Below are 16,363 nucleotides of genomic sequence, written 5' to 3'. Positions count from 1 at the left end.
CGGCGGTCACCCACAATCCGGTCACCAACGAGCTGTTCTGGGCCGAGAAGGGCAAGGGCTGCTTCGTCAACGACCGACGGCTGCGGGTCGCGGCGCGACAGCGGATGGACGAAGCGGTGCTGGCCACAGGCATTCCGTTCCTGGGCCACGGCCAGCACGGCCGGTTCCTCAAGGAGTTGCACCAGGTCAGCCAGCAGGTGGCCGGCGTCCGGCGTTTCGGCTCGGCGGCGCTGGATCTGGCCTGGGTCGCGGCGGGTCGCTTTGACGGCTATTGGGAGCGCGACCTTTCGCCCTGGGACCTGGCGGCCGGCCTGCTGCTGGTCACCGAGGCGGGCGGCAAGGTCACAGACGCTGAAGGCGGCGACGCGGTCCTGGCCCAAGGCTCCATCATCGCCGGCAATCTCGACCTGCATCCCAAAATCCTCGGTCGCATCACCGCCGCGAAATAGAGGTAAGCTGGGGGACATGATGACCATGACCCGCCGCGCCGCCCTCGCCGCCGCTTCCGCCCTCGCCGCCGCCGGACCTGCGGCCGCAGCTCAACGCCGACCGCTTGTGATCGCCCACCGCGGCGCCAGCGGCGTCCGCCCGGAACACACGCTGATGGCCTACCGCGAGGCCATCGCCCAGGGCGCCGACTATATCGAGCCCGATCTGGTGGCGACAAAGGACGGCCATCTGGTCGCCCGCCACGAGAACGAGATCCATGAGACGACTGATGTGGCGGCCCGGCCCGAATTCGCGAACCGGAAGACCACCAAGGTGATCGATGGCGAGTCGGTCACAGGCTGGTTCACCGAGGACTTCACGCTGGCCGAACTCAAGACCCTGCGCGCGCGGGAGCGGCTTCCGGCGTTGCGGGCGATCAGCAAGGCCTTCGACGGTCAGGAACCCATCGTCACCTATCAGGAGGTGATCGACCTGGCCCGCGCCGAGAGCCGGCGCCTGAAGCGTGAGATCGGCACCTATCCGGAGATGAAGCACCCGGCCTATTTCGCCGGGATCGGTCTCCCGCTGGAGGGCCGCCTGGCCGAAGTTCTGAAGCGCAACAGCCTGAACACACGGTCCGCGCCGGTCTTCGTGCAGTGCTTCGAGCCGGAGCCGTTGAAGACCTTCGGCGGGCTTTCAAAGGCGCGTCGGGTGATGCTCGTCTCCAGAGGGCCTGCGCCGGTCGACGTGACCAGCGAGGCGGGACTCAAGGCCATCGCCGCGTTCGCCGAGGGCGTCGGGCCCGAATGGCCGCTGGTCGTCCCTATCGAGAATGACGCCCTGGCCGCTCCCACGCCGCTGATGGCGCGCGCCCGGGCCTTGGGCCTGGAGGTCCATCCGTGGACCGTGCGGGCGGAGAACGCCTTCCTGCCCAAGTCGCTCCAACGCGGGACCGGTCCGGCGGCGCATGGCGATGCAGACGCGCTGTTGGCGGCGCTCTATGCGGCGGGCGTCACCGGCGTGTTTTCCGACTTCCCTGACCTGGCGGTGGCGGCGCGCGCCCGTCTGAGCTAGGAACGCAGCATGAACGCCATGCTGCTCGCCGTGATTCTGCTGGGTCTGGCCCTCCTGGGCGCCGTCGCCTGGGCGATCTGGGAGCGTGGGCGGGCGTCCGCGGCGACCCTGGCGCTCGATATCCACCGCCAGCAGGGTGACATCCTGCGCCGCGAGATCAGCCAGTCGGCAGCCGGAGTGGCGGAAGAGATCCTGCGCCGCAACGAGGAGGCGGTGCGCGGCCGCGAGCAGCTGGCCCAGGCGCGGCTGGAAGCCCAGCTCAAGCCCGTGGCCGAGAGCCTGCAGAAGTTCCAGGAGCAGGTGACCGCCGTCGAGAAGCAGCGGGCCGAAGAGACCGGCGGCCTGAAGGAACAGATCAGTCAGCTGCTCCAGGCCTCCACCGCCACCCAGGACGAGGCGCGCAAGCTGTCGGCGGCCCTGCGGCGGGGCGCCGGCGTGCAGGGCCGATGGGGCGAGCAGACTCTGCGCAATGTGCTGGAGGCGGCGGGCCTAACCAATCGCTACGACTTCGACGAACAGGTCTCCACCGACAGCGAGGAGGGCCGACGGCGGCCCGACGTGACCGTGCGACTGCCGGGCGGCGGCGTGTTCGTGATCGACGCCAAATGCTCGCTGAACGCCTTCCTGGAGATGCAGGACGCTACGGAAGACCCCGCCCGTGAGGCGGCCGGCGCGCGCCACCTCCAGAGCGTGCGCGCTCACATCCAGGGGCTATCGGCCAAGGCCTATTGGGATCAGTTCGAGGCGTCTCCGGATTTCGTGGCGATGTTCGTGCCCATCGATTCAGCGTTGGGCGCGGCGCTGGACCGGGCGCCCGAACTGATGACCGAGGCCATGGACCGACGCGTGGTGATCGTCACGCCTTCGACCCTGTTCGCCCTCTGCAAGGCGGTGGTCTATGGCTGGCGGGTGGAGGATCAGGCGGCCAACGCCCGCAAGATCGCCGAGCTGGGCCGGGAGCTGCACAAGCGGATCGCGGTGATGGGCGGCCATGCGGCCGGCGTCGGCAAGGCGCTGGAAGCGGCGGTCGCGCGCTACAACGGCTTCGTCGGCTCGCTGGAGACTCAGGTGCTCACCCAGGCGCGCCGGTTCGAGGACCTGCAGGTCGATCATCAGGGCAAGACGATCGACGAACTGGCCGGCCTGGAGGCCGCGGTTCGCCCCCTGGCCAAGCTGTCGGCGGAAGACCGCCCTGAACGGCTGTCTTGACGCCGCAGGGTGGGCCCCTTACCTGCCCCGCCATGGCGCTCCGCGAGATCCTGACCGTTCCGAACCCTGTTTTGAAGCAGGTTTCGCAGCCCGTGGCGGCGGTCGACGACGACCTGCGCGCCCTGATGGACGATATGCTGGAGACCATGTACGCGGCGCCCGGCATCGGTCTGGCGGCGGTCCAGATCGGCGTGCCCAAGCGCGTCATCGTCATGGACCTGGCCCGCGAGGGCGAAGACAAGGCGCCCCGCTACTTCGTCAATCCGGAGGTCCTCTGGGCCTCGGACGAGACCGCCCCCTATGAGGAGGGCTGCCTCTCCGTGCCGGAGTACTTCGACGAGGTTGAACGGCCCGCGAAGGTCAAGCTCCGCTACCTGAACTACCAGGGTGAGACCGTCGAGGAAGACGCCGAGGGCCTGTTCGCGGTCTGCATCCAGCACGAGATGGACCACCTGGAAGGCGTCCTGTTCATCGACCACCTCTCACGGCTCAAGCGTGAGCAGGCGGTCAAGAAGGTGAAGAAGCAGGCGAAGGCGGCCTAGGCCCCTCCACCGCCTTCGGCGGCCCCCCTCCCCCGTCGGGGGAGGACAACACGACTGGTGCTCCCCCTCAGGGGGAGCTGTCGCGAAGCGACTGACGGGGATTTCCACCGATGCGTCTCGCCTTCCTGGGAACCCCTGACTTCGCAGTTCGTTCGCTGGAAGCCGTCCTGGCGGCCGGGCATGAGGTGGTTTGTGTCTACTCCCAGCCGCCGGCGCCGCGCGGCCGGGGTCAGACGCTGAAACCCTCACCGGTGCACGCCTTCGCCGAGGCGCGCGGGATCCCGGTCCGCACGCCGGCCTCGATGCGCGATCCGGCGGAGATCGCGGCCTTCGCGGCGTTGCGGCTGGACGCTGCGGTGGTGGTGGCGTTCGGCCAGATCCTGCCGGCGGCGATCCTCGAGGCTCCGCGCCTGGGCGCCTACAATGTCCACGGCTCTCTGCTGCCGCGGTGGCGAGGCGCGGCGCCGATCCAGCGCGCGATCATGGCCGGCGACAGGGTCACCGGGGTTCAGGTCATGCGGATGACCGAGGGGTTGGACGAAGGTCCGGTTCTGGCCACGGCCACGCTGCGCATTGACGCGCTGGAAACCGCCGGCAGCCTGTTTGAAAGACTGGCCGAGGCGGGCGCCCGCCTGATCGTCGAGTCCCTGGCCGACATCTCCGAAGGCCGGGCGGTGGAGACCCCCCAGTCCGAAGACGGCGTCACCTACGCCAAGAAGATCGGTCGGAAGATTGCGCGCATCGACTGGACGCTCGATGGGCAGACGTTGGATCGGCGCATCCGGGGGCTCTCGCCCGCGCCCGGGGCCTGGTTCGAGCTGCCGACGGATAAGGGAGCCGTGCGCGTGAAGGCGCTGCTCAGCGCCTACGAAGACGTCTCGGGAAAGCCCGGCGTCACGCTGGACGACCGTCTGCTGGTTGCCGCGGGCGTGGGCGCGGTGCGGCTGCTGCGCCTGCAGCGGGAGGGCAAGGGACCGCAGGACGCGGAGGTCTTCCTGCGGGGCGCCGCTGTGCCGGCCGGGACGCAGCTCGGCTGATGCCCCGCTATCGCCTCCTCATCGAGTATGACGGCCGACCGTTTCATGGCTTCCAGGCCCAGGACAAGCTGGCCTCGGTGCAGGGCGCGCTGGAGGCTGCGGTGCTGGCGTTCTGCGGCGAGCGGGTGCGGGTGGGCGCGGCCGGGCGCACCGACGCGGGCGTCCACGCCGAGGGACAGGTGGTGCAACTCGACCTGGCGCGCGACTGGCCCACCGAGACGGTGCGCAATGCGCTGAACGCCCATCTGGTTCCGGCTCCGGTCGCCGTGCTGGCGGTCGAACGGGCGGCTGACGATTGGAGCGCCCGCTTCTCGGCGACCGGGCGACGCTATCGCTATCGCATCCTCAACCGCGCCGCGCCGCCCGCGCTGGATCAGGGTCGGGTGTGGCACGTCAAGAAGCCGCTCGACGCCGAGGCCATGCACGCGGCTGCTCAGGTGCTGGTCGGCCATCACGACTTCACCACTTTCCGCGACCTGGCCTGTCAGGCGAAGTCACCGATCAAGACGCTCGATGTCGCTGGCGTCCGCCGCGAGGGGGCCGAGGTGGTGCTGGAGTTCGCCTCGCGATCGTTCCTGCACCGCCAGGTGCGATCCATGACCGGAACGCTGGCCGAGGTCGGCATCGGGCGATGGAGCCGCCAGGATGTGGCCGACGCGCTGGCCGCACGCGACCGTCGCGCCTGTGGTCCTGTAGCCCCGGCGCACGGGCTCTATCTGACGTGGGTTGAATACGGCTGAGACGAAGGCGCCTCATCGTCATCCCACCCTTGTGGAACCCAGGCGGGCCCCAGAATGCAGAAAGCCCGGCCTTGCGGCCGGGCTTCCCACAACTCAATCCCGTGTCCCGGACGACGATCAGAAGTTGATGTCGATCGTCGAGCGGCGGTTCAGCGGTTCCTTGACGCTGTCGCCGGTGGCGACCGCGGGCATGGTCTCGCCCTTCCAGTCGACCGAGAGAGCGGTCTGGTTCACACCGGCGCCGACCAGCGAGTCGGCAACGGCCTTGGCGCGACGTTCCGACAGGCGGACGTTGTAGGCCAGGCCGCCGGAGGTGTCGGCGTGACCGACAACCACGACGCGGGTGGCGTTTCCGGCCTTGGAGTAGTTGGCCGCATCGTTGATCACCGCCTGGGCTTCCGGCGTGATCACGAACTGATCAAACGGGAAGTAGACGATGAACTGCCGGGCTTCGTATGCCGGCGCCGCCGCGAACAGGTAGCGCAGACCCGGCGTCACCGACTGATCGCGATACTCGCCGCTGAACCCGCCGGGCTGCAGGCCAGACGCGCCGCTACTGACGCTGGTGAAGTCCATGTCCGAGCCGGCGAGGAAGCGATAGGTCAGGTCCACGCGGAGCTGATCGGTCGCGTTAAAGGCGATGCCCGCAATGCCCTGATAGGCACACGACGTATCCTTGTCGTCGATCACCAGATGCTGGATCGCCGGATTCGCCGCCGAGATGGCGCCGGTGATGTTCGAGAACTGGCCGGTGACATCAACCTTGGTGTGGTTGACGCCGATGCCGCCGCCAAGGAACGGGCTGAGGGCAGAGCCTGGGAGAAGGTCATCGATGACATTGCCCATCAGGGTCCACGAGAAGCTTGATGACCCGACCGCCCTCGCGCAGCATGTCGAGGTGGTCGCTCTACCATTGCGCCATCTTCACCCGCTCGTCCCACTGCGCGCCACGATGATAGGCTGCGAGAACGCTGTCCGCGTGTATGACCGGCAAGTACCGGATGAATGGCACTAACTCGCCGCATGTGCAGATCAACCGACGTAGCGGCCAGATCGCCAGCAACGGTAGCGAGAAGTTCCAGGACGAAAGCAATGTCGGCGACTGAGGCGACTCCGGCCGGAAGTTCTGAGTGGATCACCCCAGACGCGAGTGATCATCGCGGCGGCGTCGACTGCGCCTTGATGCCGGAATAGGGCGAGGTGCGGCGGCCAGGCGCATTCCGCTTTGCCGTCCGGATCACGCTCATCCGCTCAATGTAGTCCGCAGGGAAAGACATAATCCCTGTCGCCGTATCCCGCACAAGGCCCCGCTCTTCGGGATAGAGCCGATAGGCCAGCTTCATGAGGATGTCGCTACTGACCCAGGGGCTTGAGCGGAAGTAGCTGTGTCCCAAACCGTCGTCGACCCCTTCGACGCCGGTGACGTCGATGTACGAGATACGCTCCGGGTTGTTCCGGAACAGGCCGTTCATCGGGTCGGACAGGTCCGTGCCGCTGAACATGGAGCCCAGCCGGCCGTGCCCCGTGATCGCTCGGGAGGCCCGAAGCGCCGAGTCCTTGGAGGAGCCGTAGATCACCAGGTGCCGCTGCGCTGTCAGCAGACCGTCGGCGATGGACGCGATAAAAGCGTCGCGGTCGATATCGCTGCCGATCAGGATGACATTCTCGATCTTGTTGCCCAGACGTGGACTGCTGCCCGTTGCATGCCGGTTAATCAGGGCGACCTGGTCCATAGCGCGCACAGCCAGCCGCGTTCCGGCGCTGTGAGCGATGATGTGTATGCGTTCAGCCTTGGTCGAGGTTTCGATGAAGGCGATCAGTTCGCGGAGATTGCGGGCGGTCGCCATCGCAGTTTCGATGTCGCCGACGTAAGCCGTCACCTTGGTCGTGGCCGGCCAGGAATAAGAAATGAATGCGCCCTGGTAGCCGAGGAAATGCCAGAGTTCTGCGCCGACCAGCACCGGATTCTCGAAATTCACCCGGAACCCGTGGATGAAGATGAACACGTCCTTGTCCGGCGACAGGGCCAGACGGGCATTGATTTCTTCGGCGAGTTTTCCGGCGGCAGGCCCCCCCGGCGTATCCACCGGCGGTGCGCCGGGAAGGGCAGGCGTCTCGAGCAGGCCGAATTCTTCGACGGCCGTCACCCGAAGATCGATGGCGCCGCCCTTCTTCTTGATCAGCGCATCGCGCCGCATTTCATCCCAGGTCAGATCTGGGTTCTGGACCGCGACCTTGGCCTCTCCGGCCCGTAGCGTCCCGCCGCGGACGCTTTCATAGAATGAGCCGCCAACCTTCTCGCTGGGCACCCGGTCGGTCACATAGAGCATTCCGCCGCCGGGTAACTCGCTGATGGGGCGCTGATCGGTGGCTGCGCCTTTCAGCAGGCCTTTCACAATGGCCTCTGGCGCCGGCATGAGACCAATCGTCAGCTTTTCTGCTGAAGCGCAGGCGGACAACAATGGCAGCAGGAGCGCCACAACACAGAATGTCGTGGCAGTCCGGCGCAGGCTTCTGACGCTCATTCGCCTGCTCCACCAGGTGTCAGGGAATTCATGACCCGTTGCGGAGCGCAACGGGCGGTAGCGGTGACAAGAGTAGACGCTGACTGCGTAATCATGACGCCCGGAACCTATCCCCCTCCAAAATCCAAGCTACCTCAATATAGAGTAGAAAAATTCGCACGAAATTTTCGTACGATCCAGATGCCCTTCGCAATATTCGACTATAGTGAGATTCATTCGGCGTGAAAGACGCCGGGCGTCCGTGTGGCGGCGCCCCTGAGACATGCGCGGTCAACACCTTGACTCGGAGTAGATATGGCCCGCCGACGACGTGTCGCGATGAGCGTCGCATTCTGAGCCTATCTCTCCTCATCACGCCCGCAGCGGCCAAGCCGCCGGCTATGGGCGAACTGGGGCGATTGGACGTCGATCTGGGCGCTATCTCTACGACCGTAATACGATACGCCCCTCCACGCCTTCTGCGACATGCGGGCCGAGGCCTAGACGTTCGACTTGCCCCTGCTAGCCGAAATCCCGATCAAGATCGACCTCCGCCAGACCGGCGCCGACAGCGCTGCTTCAGGTCACCGGCTCATAGCGCCTCGTACAGAGCCTGCCGGAGCGGTCCTGACGCCGTCACTGGCCCGGTTGGCGCAGCCGCGCACCGACGGGACAGCAAGGACATTTTCAGAAGGCTGCTTGCAGTCTCCACCCCGCAAATACGGCATCTTCGCGCGCCGCCTCTCCGGGTGAAACGTAGCTCAAACTGGCGGTCAACCTGAGGTTCGGCAAAAGAGCCATATTGTAAAAGGCCTCGACGCCTTGCTCGCGGCGCAGATCCGGTTTGCCGAGGGCTGCTAGACCATCCAGCAATGCGGAGCTCAGGTTATAGCGGAAGTAACCAACTCCCCAGCGGTCCAGCGGACGCTGTGTGATCGGGCTGTCGCCACCGATCCCGGCAAGAATGCTGCTTTCGATCGTGTTGGGATTTCCGTCCGAGATCGCGACCTGGCCGAAGATCCCCCAGCCGCGCGCCGGATCTTGCGCTTGCCGGAACAGCGTCTGTTGGAAGGAGTAGGCCAGATACCAGTAGGGCGATCTCTCGCCGATAACGGCCTCGGCCTCAGGCGGGAGAGCCAGTTGCGGAATGTCGTTCAGATTCAGGCCCTGCTGCGTGCTGTAGACCGCCCTGATGCCCTGGAAGCCCCCGTTGCCGCCGATTGATACCGGGAAAGTAGCCGACAGACTGACCGTGACACCGTCTGCGAAGGGCTCTCTCAGCACCTCGTTATCCTGTGCGTTTCGGGGATCATAGATCATGGCAGTTGCGGTAACCGGCGCTGTCCGGAGCGTCGCCATAACGCCAAGAAGATAGGGCGGTGTGACGCCAGAAATAGGAGCAGCCAGTCCGACGTGCGAAAAGGTCGTAAGTCCGCCGCCGCCTGCAATCGGCGTGCGGGCGGCCGCATCAAGCATGTTGAACTTGCCGAAGCTGATCGACAGGCGATCACCAACGGACTGGTTGATCACCACCGAGGTTTCCGAATCGCTGCCGCCCAGTCGCGGGAAGCCCATGACAACGTTCACCGGCAGGAGCGACCCGTCGCCCTTGGCGTTCACATCATCTCCATAGACCCACTCCTGATGGACCGAGACGGTCAGGCCCTCCCAGAGTCCGAAGGCTGCCGCGTCGACACGAAGCGTTGCGTCGACCTTTCCGCCGCTCTCCCAATCCCTGTCGCCGTCTCCCGACACGACACCCTGCAGGAAATTGGTAACCGTCAGGCCGACGTCGAGACCAGCGTCAGCGAGTTCGGCCTTCAGTCCGGTTTGAGGCTGGGCGGTGGCCTTGATCGGCATGAAGCCTACCAGCACGCCGAAGAGACCGGCAGTCCAGACGGGATGCTTCAGGAACAAGGGGTTTGTCTTTCGATGGGGCGCGGAACTAGACGGCATCAAAACCGCCCATATCGATACGCTCCACCTTCTCGCGCCGCATATCCATTATGCCCCCCCCAGAAGCCCGATCGCCATGGCCTCGTCGTCATCGGGTAACCTCCTGCCCACCCAGCCACGTGGAATGGATACGGATAGATCGCAGGGTGTCCGGCGAAACCGTTGTCGGGTCCCGCTCCAGAACAACCAGGTCAGCAGACTTGCCGACCTCCAGGCTCCCGCAGACGTCATCCAGATGGCATTGCCAGGCGGCGTCGATGGTTACTGCGCGAATGGCCTCCAGAGGTGAAATGCACTCCGCGGGATTCAAGATGCCGCCGCCTTCGTTCATGTCCCGCAGGACGGCATTCTCGATACACCGAAGGGGATCGATGGGAGTCACGTTGTAGTCGGAGTGAAGGGATATCCGTAGCCCGCCCGCCAGCGCTGACCTGCACGGATCCAGCCTATTTGCCCGCTCGGGACCCAGAAGCCGGTCACGGAATGCTCGCCCCCAGTAGTGGACGTGGCCGATCAGGAATGAGGGCGAGATGCCGAGCGCCTTCATCCGCCGGATCTGGTCATCATGCAGAATGCTGCAATGCTCGATGCGGTGGCGGTACTTGTGGCCACCTTCGCCGCCGGTTCCCCGTTCGAAGGCGTCCAGGACCACATCAATGGCGGCGTCACCGTTCGCGTGAATGCCGATTGGCCATCCGTCGGCATGCAGAGTTCGAACCAGCGTCTCGATCTCTTCCGGGGAATAGTTCAATGCGCCCCGGTTGCTGGAGTTCAGGTAGGGCTTGCGCTGATAGCCGGTGAGGCCCTGGTTGGACCCGTCGGACCAAGCCTTGATTCCGCTGAACGAAAAGTTGGGTGAATGCAGGCCGGGACGCAGGCCCATCTGCTTCCATTTTTCGTAGTGGGTCGAAACCAGCATGCCCGCATAGCGCACGGGGGGTGTGTCCTGCAGGGCGGCTTCGATCAGAGATATGTCCGCCTCGGCGAACAGGCCGCCGACACCACAGTCATGCAATGCGGTGCAGCCCTTCGCCGCGGCGTCGTTGAGGTCAGCACGGAGATACTCGACCAGTTCGGACGCACTTGGAGCGGTCATGACCTGAATAAAGGGCTGAAAAGCTGGCGGCTCTTCCAGCCGACCGGTCAAACTGCCATCCGGTCCCCGTTCGAACCGTCCCTGCGGCGGATCTGGCGTATCCTTGGTCAGCCCTGCCAGCTCGATCGCGCGCGAGTTGGCGTAGGCGTTGTGACCGTTGGACTCGAGGATGAAGACTGGAACGTTCGGGGACAGTTGGTCCAGATCCTGGCGCGAGAAGGGCCGGCCCGGCATGATGGAGGGATCGAGCATCTTGGCCTGCACCCAGACCCCTTGCCCGGCCATGGCGGCGGCATTCCGGATTTTCGTGCGGGCGTCATCCATTGTCGGCGTGCTGAAAGGCCCGACGTCGAGCCAGGGCCTCAGGCCGGCGAAATTGGAATGCATATGGGGATCGACGAAGCCCGGCAGCACTGTGTAGTCGCCCAGGTCTACGACCCGTGTTCTGCGCCCCTTGAGGCCCAGAATGTCCGATCGCTTCCCCGTCCTCAGAATGCGCCCGCCACGTATCGCCACGGCATCTACCACCGTATCGCGTGCATCCATGGTGTAGATGCGCTCCGCGAGGATGATCGTGTCGACCTGCTGTCGCTCTGATGAATGGGCGACCGTGGCCCCGGCGGTCGGAACGGCTGTGGCCAGAAATGTGCCCCCCAGGCCTCTCAGGACGCCGCGACGCCCCTGGATCGTCCGCATCAGGCCCATGAACCTTTCGTCACAGGCGTTACACATTCTCTGGTCTCTCCTGATGTACCCGAATGCCGCTGAGGCTGAATGCGGGCCCTATTGCAAAGCAAGTACGATGAAGCGCGCCTGCGCAAACTGGTGCTGCGTATACGCTACCCTTGCCTGAAGCGGGTGCGACCAACCAGCCCCGGGGGCCTCACAAACGGCTGACAAGCATTCCACTCGAGCCGCGGCGGCAGGTTCTAGCGAGCGTACAAATCGACCTGCGCGGTTCTCCAGTTAGCGATATTATCCGATTGCCGGAAGAATAGATAAACATACCGAATATCGAGTTTTTTGCCGCCGCGCAGGAAATATTCGCGAGTACATTGGCCTCGCTTGACGCGCGACTGAACTTTTACATCCTGGCTGCCGCCATGCTCGAACTGGACTTTCGCATTGTAGAAAGCGACATCCGCAAAGCGAACGCAGAGTTTGATACTAGCATATCTGTAGCGGCCGAATGCTTGAATAGTGTCTCTGTCTGGACTCTTGCCGGCAGTCGCTGAACCCAGTCTGACCCAACCCTTGATGATAGAGGAGCTGTAGTAGTTGCCGGGGTTCCAACCGTCGCCGGTATGACCGTTCCAGTCACCGCCTGGATTGTAGCCGCTGCCACCGCCGGCATTGGATCCGCTGCCGCCGCTGCCCCCGGGATTGTAGCCACTGCCACCGCCGGCGTTGGATCCTCCGCCCTGGCCGTAGTTGGGACGACCACTGCCGCCCGGATTGTAGCCGCTGCCGCCGCCGGCATTGGATCCACTGCCGCCGCTGCCCCCGGGATTGTAGCCGCCGCCGCCGGCATTGGATCCACTGCCGCCGCTGCCCCCGGGATTGTAGCCGCTGCCGCCGCTTGGCCTGGATCCACTGCCGCTACTGACCCCAGGGTTGTAGCCACTGCCACCACCGGGACGCGGGTCGCTGGCTTGCCCCGTCATCGGGGGGCGGGACGCTCTCGCTCCGGACGTCGCCGAAGAGGTACTAGCTGAGGGTGAGGGCTCGCCAGCAGGCGGTCTTGCCGAGGGTTGGGCCCATGCCGCGCTACCGCCCACACTCATTACCACAACTGCCAGAACGGCCGGAGCTGAGTCGCGAGGCAGGAAGCGTTTTATACTCGAATGCATAATCGGCAGCTCTCACAAAAATGAAATGGCTCGTCGGTGCGATTTGGCATGAGGCCAGCCCCCGGTAAAGGCTCCAGGAGCACGAAATTCGGATCAATTCGAGGCTATTTGGTCGGAGTTGTCGCCGCTTGTTGCGGTTGACCGGGGTCTAATGGCTTCGGCTACAGCTTCTCGAGGCGCCGGGGCGTGTACCGATGTGCGGCGTCTTGCGGCGGCAAGCCGCCACTCCATGATTGTGGGATGGGGTCGATGGCCGTCTAACTCTACTTGTCTTCGTGGCGATCATTGTCCGAAGGTCATCGGTCGCGGGCGGGAGCCAGGCACGGACTCGAGGTTTGCCGATGAACGGTCGTGAACGTCCCGGAACCGCTGACCGAACTCGCAAGGCTCCTCCGGTTCAAGAGCAAGTCATGATCGTCTGAGAAAATGATTGCATGACCTCAAGCCGCGGCGCGCGCGTTCAGTGAATAATGGCCAGACCTTTCAGCGCGACGAGGATTGCCTCAACAGCAAGACCCGCCTGCAACGACGCAAACACCCATCCGATGATCTGCAGCAAGGGCAGGCCGACAATACGCATGATAGATCGTGCAGCCAGCATCGCGAACAGATTGGCGACCAGAATGCCAGCGACCATAAGCAGGAACGCCACCTGGGATACGGCATCGCCGGCACTGCGATCCAGATAAAACAACAGGACGACGATCGCGCCAGGCGTGACGATCGTGGGCACGACGAGCGGCGTTGCTACAGGCTTGCCATGCCACGACGCAGGGGGGCGAACAGCCGGTGCGGCCGTCTTGTCAGCGGGCGGAACATCAATGATGTCAAAGTTCATGATCGATTTTAGCGCGGTCACAAACAGGATGATCCCGCCACCGATGATCAAGGCATTGACAGAAACGCCCCAGCTTTGGCGCGTGGCGCTGGCGACCAGCAAGATGAACGCGACAAGCGCACTGGACACCATGAATGCCTTCACGGCCAGATTGCGCCGGTAAGCTGGTACCGCATCATGGGTGAGCAGGTAGAATACCGGAATGATCTTTATGGGCCCCAGCGTGACCAGCAGAATGGTGAAAGCATAGGAAAGGTTGATCACGGTTCGCCCCTTCTGTGCATCCGGCGTAGCCAGTTTCCCCCATTCGGACCTTTTTGACAGCAGAATTGAGCCGATCAGCGGCTCGATTTACACGACTGGTCCCGCTCTACGCGGCTCTTGAAGAGGCCGGGTCGACCAAACAGCTGCCCCCTTAGAGCGCAAGAAAGCCCCCGCAGGCCCAAAGCAAAGGGCCCGGTGTTTCCACCGGGCCCTGAACTTCATTTCGACGAACCTGTCGTCGATCGAGATCAGAAGTTGATGTCGATCGTCGAGCGGCGGTTCAGCGGTTCCTTGACGCTGTCGCCGGTGGCGACCGCAGGCATGGTCTCGCCCTTCCAGTCGACCGACAGGGCGGAAGCGCCCACGCCGGCGCCGACCAGAGCATCGGCCACGGCCTTGCCGCGACGTTCCGACAGGCGGACGTTGTAAGCCAGCGAGCCCGAGGTGTCGGTGTGGCCGACCACCACCACGCGGGTGGCGTTCCCCGCCTTGGCGTAATTGGCGGCGTCGTTGATGACCGCTTGCGCCTCAGCCGTGATCACCGACTCATCGAACGGGAAGTAGACGATGAACTGGCGAGCCTCATAAGCCGGCGGAGGCGGCGGAGGCGGCGGCGGGGGGGGAGGCGGCGGCGGCGGCGGGGGAGGCGGCGGCGGTTCGGCCACCGCGAACGAATACCGCAGGCCCAGCGTCACCGACTGGTCCTTGTACTCGCCGCTGAAGACGCCCGGCTGCAGAGCCGCACCGCCCGTCGAGGTGAAGTCGACATCCGACCCGCCGAGGTAGCGGTAGGTGAGGTCCAGGCTGAGCTGGTCAGTGGCCTTCCAGGCCACGCCGGCGATCAGCTGGTAAGCGAAGGCGGTGTCCGAATCATCGATGGTCAGGTTCTGGATCGCCGGGTTGGTCGCCGAGATCGCGCCCGTGGTGTTCGAGAACTGGCCCAGCACATCCGCCTGGATGTGATTCACGCCGAGGCCACCGCCGACGAACGGATTGATCACCGATCCGGGCAGGAAATCGTAGATCAGGTTGCCCATCACGGTCCAGGCCGACAGGTCACCGTCGGCCGGCCCGCAGACCGGCGCGGCCGCGGTGCGGACAACGCCAGGGGTGCAGAGGCCGAGGATGGCCTGGGGCGAGGATTCACCGCGGATCGAAGCGATGTCACCGCCGCGGTAGCCGAGTTCAAGCTCGACGCGCCAGTTGTCGTTCAGCTGATAGCCGAGACGGGCGAAGCCGGCCCAGTCATCTTCCTGGTTGAACGCCCACTCATAGGGGGCGCCGTTGGCGGCGTTGTTCGACGAGGTCATGTCGAACGACTGCGGCCAGTGATAGCCAAGGTCGACAGCGCCGTACCAGCCCGGCTGCTGCGCGGCAGCTCCGGTTGCGGCGAACGCCGCGGCCATCGCGGCCCCAGCCAGGAGTTTGAACTTCATCGTCGAGAGCCCTCTTGGTTGCCGTAAGGTGTCGGGCATTTGACCCGTGTCCCTCTTATATCAGGGACACGAGGTTGCGAAAGTGTCGTCACGGACACAGTGCGCACGCAAATTAGCCCGGTTGTCGTGACAACCCACCATAACGCAGGGACGCAATAAGGGTTCCAATCCGGCGCATTTTCGCCCTATTGCGCTGGGTCCCGCCGAAAACTCCGGCTCCGCCCGCCCAGGGATTCGGGTCGATTGAGTTCCGCCCGCACGGCGTCGCGACGTTCGTGGATCGAGGCGATCACCAGTCCCATCGGCACGCCGATTTCCACCAGTACGGCCTCGGACAGCTGCAGGCTGGCCTCGATGGTCTCGGGCACGGCGTCGGTGGCGCCCAGGTCGTACAGCCGCTGGGCATGGCGGGCGTCACGGGCGCGGGCGACGATCGTCAGATCGGGGCGGATCTCGCGAGCCACCGCGACGATCAACTCGGCGGTGTCGGGATCGTCCAGGGTCACCACCAGGGCGGGCGTATCCACCAGACCGCAGCGAAGCAGGAACTCCGCGCGGGAGGCGTCGCCGAAGAAGATGCGATCGCCGGACCGTCTGCCCTGCTCGACCAGCCTGGGATCCAGTTCCGCGCCGACCCAGGGAATATCGTGACGGCGCAGCATATCGCCGACCAACCGGCCGACCCGGCCATGACCGACCACCAGCACGCCCTGGTTCGGACCAGGGTCTCCCTCCGGTTCGCGCGGCGCCTCCGCGGGGGTGATCCGCCGCCCGCCCAGCTTCAGGCCCAACTGCGCCAGCAAGGGAATGGTGAACATCGACAAGGTCGCGGCGACCAACACCGTCTGTCCCACCTCCCGCGCCACCAGCCCCTGGGTCATGGCCTGACCGAGGATGACGAACGCGAACTCGCCGGCGCCGGCCAGCAGCAAGGCGGACTCCAGCGCGCTGCGCGATTTCAACCCGAAGGCCCGCGCGAGACCGAAAATGACCACGAAGTGGACGGCCACCAGCGCGAGGGCGCCGCCGAAGATCAGCAACGGCCGCTCCAGGAGCAGCGGCACATTGAGCCCGATGCCCACCGAGATGAAGAAGAGGCCGAGCAGCAGGCCCTTGAAGGGCTCCACCCGCGTCTCGACCTCGTGCCGATATTCGGTCTCGGCCAGCAGCAATCCGGCGATGAAGGCGCCCAGCGCCATGGAGAGGCCGGCGAGCGCGCTGATCAGCCCCGCGCCCACCACCACCAGCAGGCAGGCGGCGATGAACAGCTCGTCGCTCTTGGCCCGGACCACCGAACGAAGCATAGGCCGGAGCAGAAGTCGGCCGGCGACGAAGATCGCGGCCACGCCGATCACGGCGGGCAGGAACGACAGCAGGATTTCGGGCGT

Annotated in this window: 15 protein-coding genes; 7 read left to right on the top strand and 8 right to left on the bottom strand. The window is 65.0% G+C overall.

Annotation, left to right across the window (positions count from 1 at the left end):
- From ACIQ3R_RS07105 to truA, 6 genes are all read left to right on the top strand, one after another.
- The coding region (locus tag ACIQ3R_RS07105; RefSeq protein ID WP_397416707.1) for an inositol monophosphatase family protein at window positions 1-449 on the top strand (449 nt) is incomplete at its 5' end.
- Between the two features lie 16 nt (window positions 450-465).
- Window positions 466-1,503 carry a glycerophosphodiester phosphodiesterase family protein gene (locus ACIQ3R_RS07100; protein WP_397416705.1) on the top strand — a complete coding sequence of 346 codons (1,038 nt, stop codon included), beginning with the start codon at window positions 466-468 and terminating at the stop codon, window positions 1,501-1,503.
- 9 nt (window positions 1,504-1,512) lie between these two features.
- Window positions 1,513-2,712 (top strand): DNA recombination protein RmuC, encoded by a 1,200-nt coding sequence (locus ACIQ3R_RS07095; RefSeq protein WP_397416703.1) that lies wholly within the window; start codon window positions 1,513-1,515, stop codon window positions 2,710-2,712.
- A 32-nt stretch (window positions 2,713-2,744) separates the two neighbouring features.
- Entirely contained in the window at window positions 2,745-3,254 is a 510-nt protein-coding gene (def, locus tag ACIQ3R_RS07090; protein ID WP_397416709.1) for a peptide deformylase, read from the top strand.
- A gap of 110 nt (window positions 3,255-3,364) precedes the next feature.
- Window positions 3,365-4,291 carry a methionyl-tRNA formyltransferase gene (gene fmt / locus ACIQ3R_RS07085; protein WP_397416701.1) on the top strand — a complete coding sequence of 309 codons (927 nt, stop codon included), beginning with the start codon at window positions 3,365-3,367 and terminating at the stop codon, window positions 4,289-4,291.
- Window positions 4,291-5,031 (top strand): tRNA pseudouridine(38-40) synthase TruA, encoded by a 741-nt coding sequence (gene truA / locus ACIQ3R_RS07080; protein ID WP_397416699.1) that lies wholly within the window; start codon window positions 4,291-4,293, stop codon window positions 5,029-5,031. Before fmt ends, truA begins: the two co-directional genes overlap by 1 nt.
- Before the next feature lie 117 nt (window positions 5,032-5,148).
- On the opposite strand, the gene ACIQ3R_RS07075 is transcribed toward truA, so the two are convergent.
- The gene (locus ACIQ3R_RS07075; RefSeq protein WP_397416697.1) at window positions 5,149-5,877 is read right to left on the bottom strand and encodes an OmpA family protein; all 729 of its coding nucleotides are present in this window, start codon (window positions 5,875-5,877) and stop codon (window positions 5,149-5,151) included.
- A gap of 137 nt (window positions 5,878-6,014) precedes the next feature.
- Here ACIQ3R_RS07075 and ACIQ3R_RS07070 point away from each other — a divergent pair, with 137 nt between their 5' ends.
- A complete protein-coding gene (locus tag ACIQ3R_RS07070; protein ID WP_397416694.1) occupies window positions 6,015-6,137 on the top strand; it encodes a hypothetical protein in 123 nt (40 codons plus the stop codon).
- 48 nt (window positions 6,138-6,185) lie between these two features.
- On the opposite strand, the gene ACIQ3R_RS07065 is transcribed toward ACIQ3R_RS07070, so the two are convergent.
- The 7 genes from ACIQ3R_RS07065 to ACIQ3R_RS07035 all read right to left on the bottom strand — a co-directional run.
- Window positions 6,186-7,511, bottom strand: a complete 1,326-nt coding sequence (locus tag ACIQ3R_RS07065; RefSeq protein WP_397416692.1) for an alpha/beta hydrolase — start codon at window positions 7,509-7,511, stop codon at window positions 6,186-6,188.
- Window positions 7,512-8,222: 711 nt separating this feature from the next.
- Entirely contained in the window at window positions 8,223-9,452 is a 1,230-nt protein-coding gene (locus tag ACIQ3R_RS07060) for a carbohydrate porin (protein ID WP_397416690.1), read from the bottom strand.
- Between the two features lie 127 nt (window positions 9,453-9,579).
- The gene (locus tag ACIQ3R_RS07055; protein ID WP_397416688.1) at window positions 9,580-11,292 is read right to left on the bottom strand and encodes an amidohydrolase; all 1,713 of its coding nucleotides are present in this window, start codon (window positions 11,290-11,292) and stop codon (window positions 9,580-9,582) included.
- A gap of 224 nt (window positions 11,293-11,516) precedes the next feature.
- Complete coding sequence (locus tag ACIQ3R_RS07050; RefSeq protein ID WP_397416685.1) at window positions 11,517-12,251, bottom strand: hypothetical protein; 735 nt, start codon at window positions 12,249-12,251, stop codon at window positions 11,517-11,519.
- Between the two features lie 646 nt (window positions 12,252-12,897).
- Window positions 12,898-13,539, bottom strand: coding sequence for a MarC family protein (locus ACIQ3R_RS07045; RefSeq protein WP_397416683.1), 642 nt, complete (start codon window positions 13,537-13,539; stop codon window positions 12,898-12,900).
- 248 nt (window positions 13,540-13,787) lie between these two features.
- Window positions 13,788-14,975 carry an outer membrane beta-barrel protein gene (locus ACIQ3R_RS07040; RefSeq protein ID WP_397416681.1) on the bottom strand — a complete coding sequence of 396 codons (1,188 nt, stop codon included), beginning with the start codon at window positions 14,973-14,975 and terminating at the stop codon, window positions 13,788-13,790.
- 185 nt (window positions 14,976-15,160) lie between these two features.
- The coding region (locus ACIQ3R_RS07035; RefSeq protein ID WP_397416679.1) for a cation:proton antiporter at window positions 15,161-16,363 on the bottom strand (1,203 nt) is incomplete at its 5' end.

This window comes from Phenylobacterium sp., assembly GCF_044371015.1.
GTDB lineage: Bacteria > Pseudomonadota > Alphaproteobacteria > Caulobacterales > Caulobacteraceae > Phenylobacterium.
Note: the sequence above shows the minus strand (reverse complement) of the source record. Positions and strands in the feature narration are given on the sequence as shown.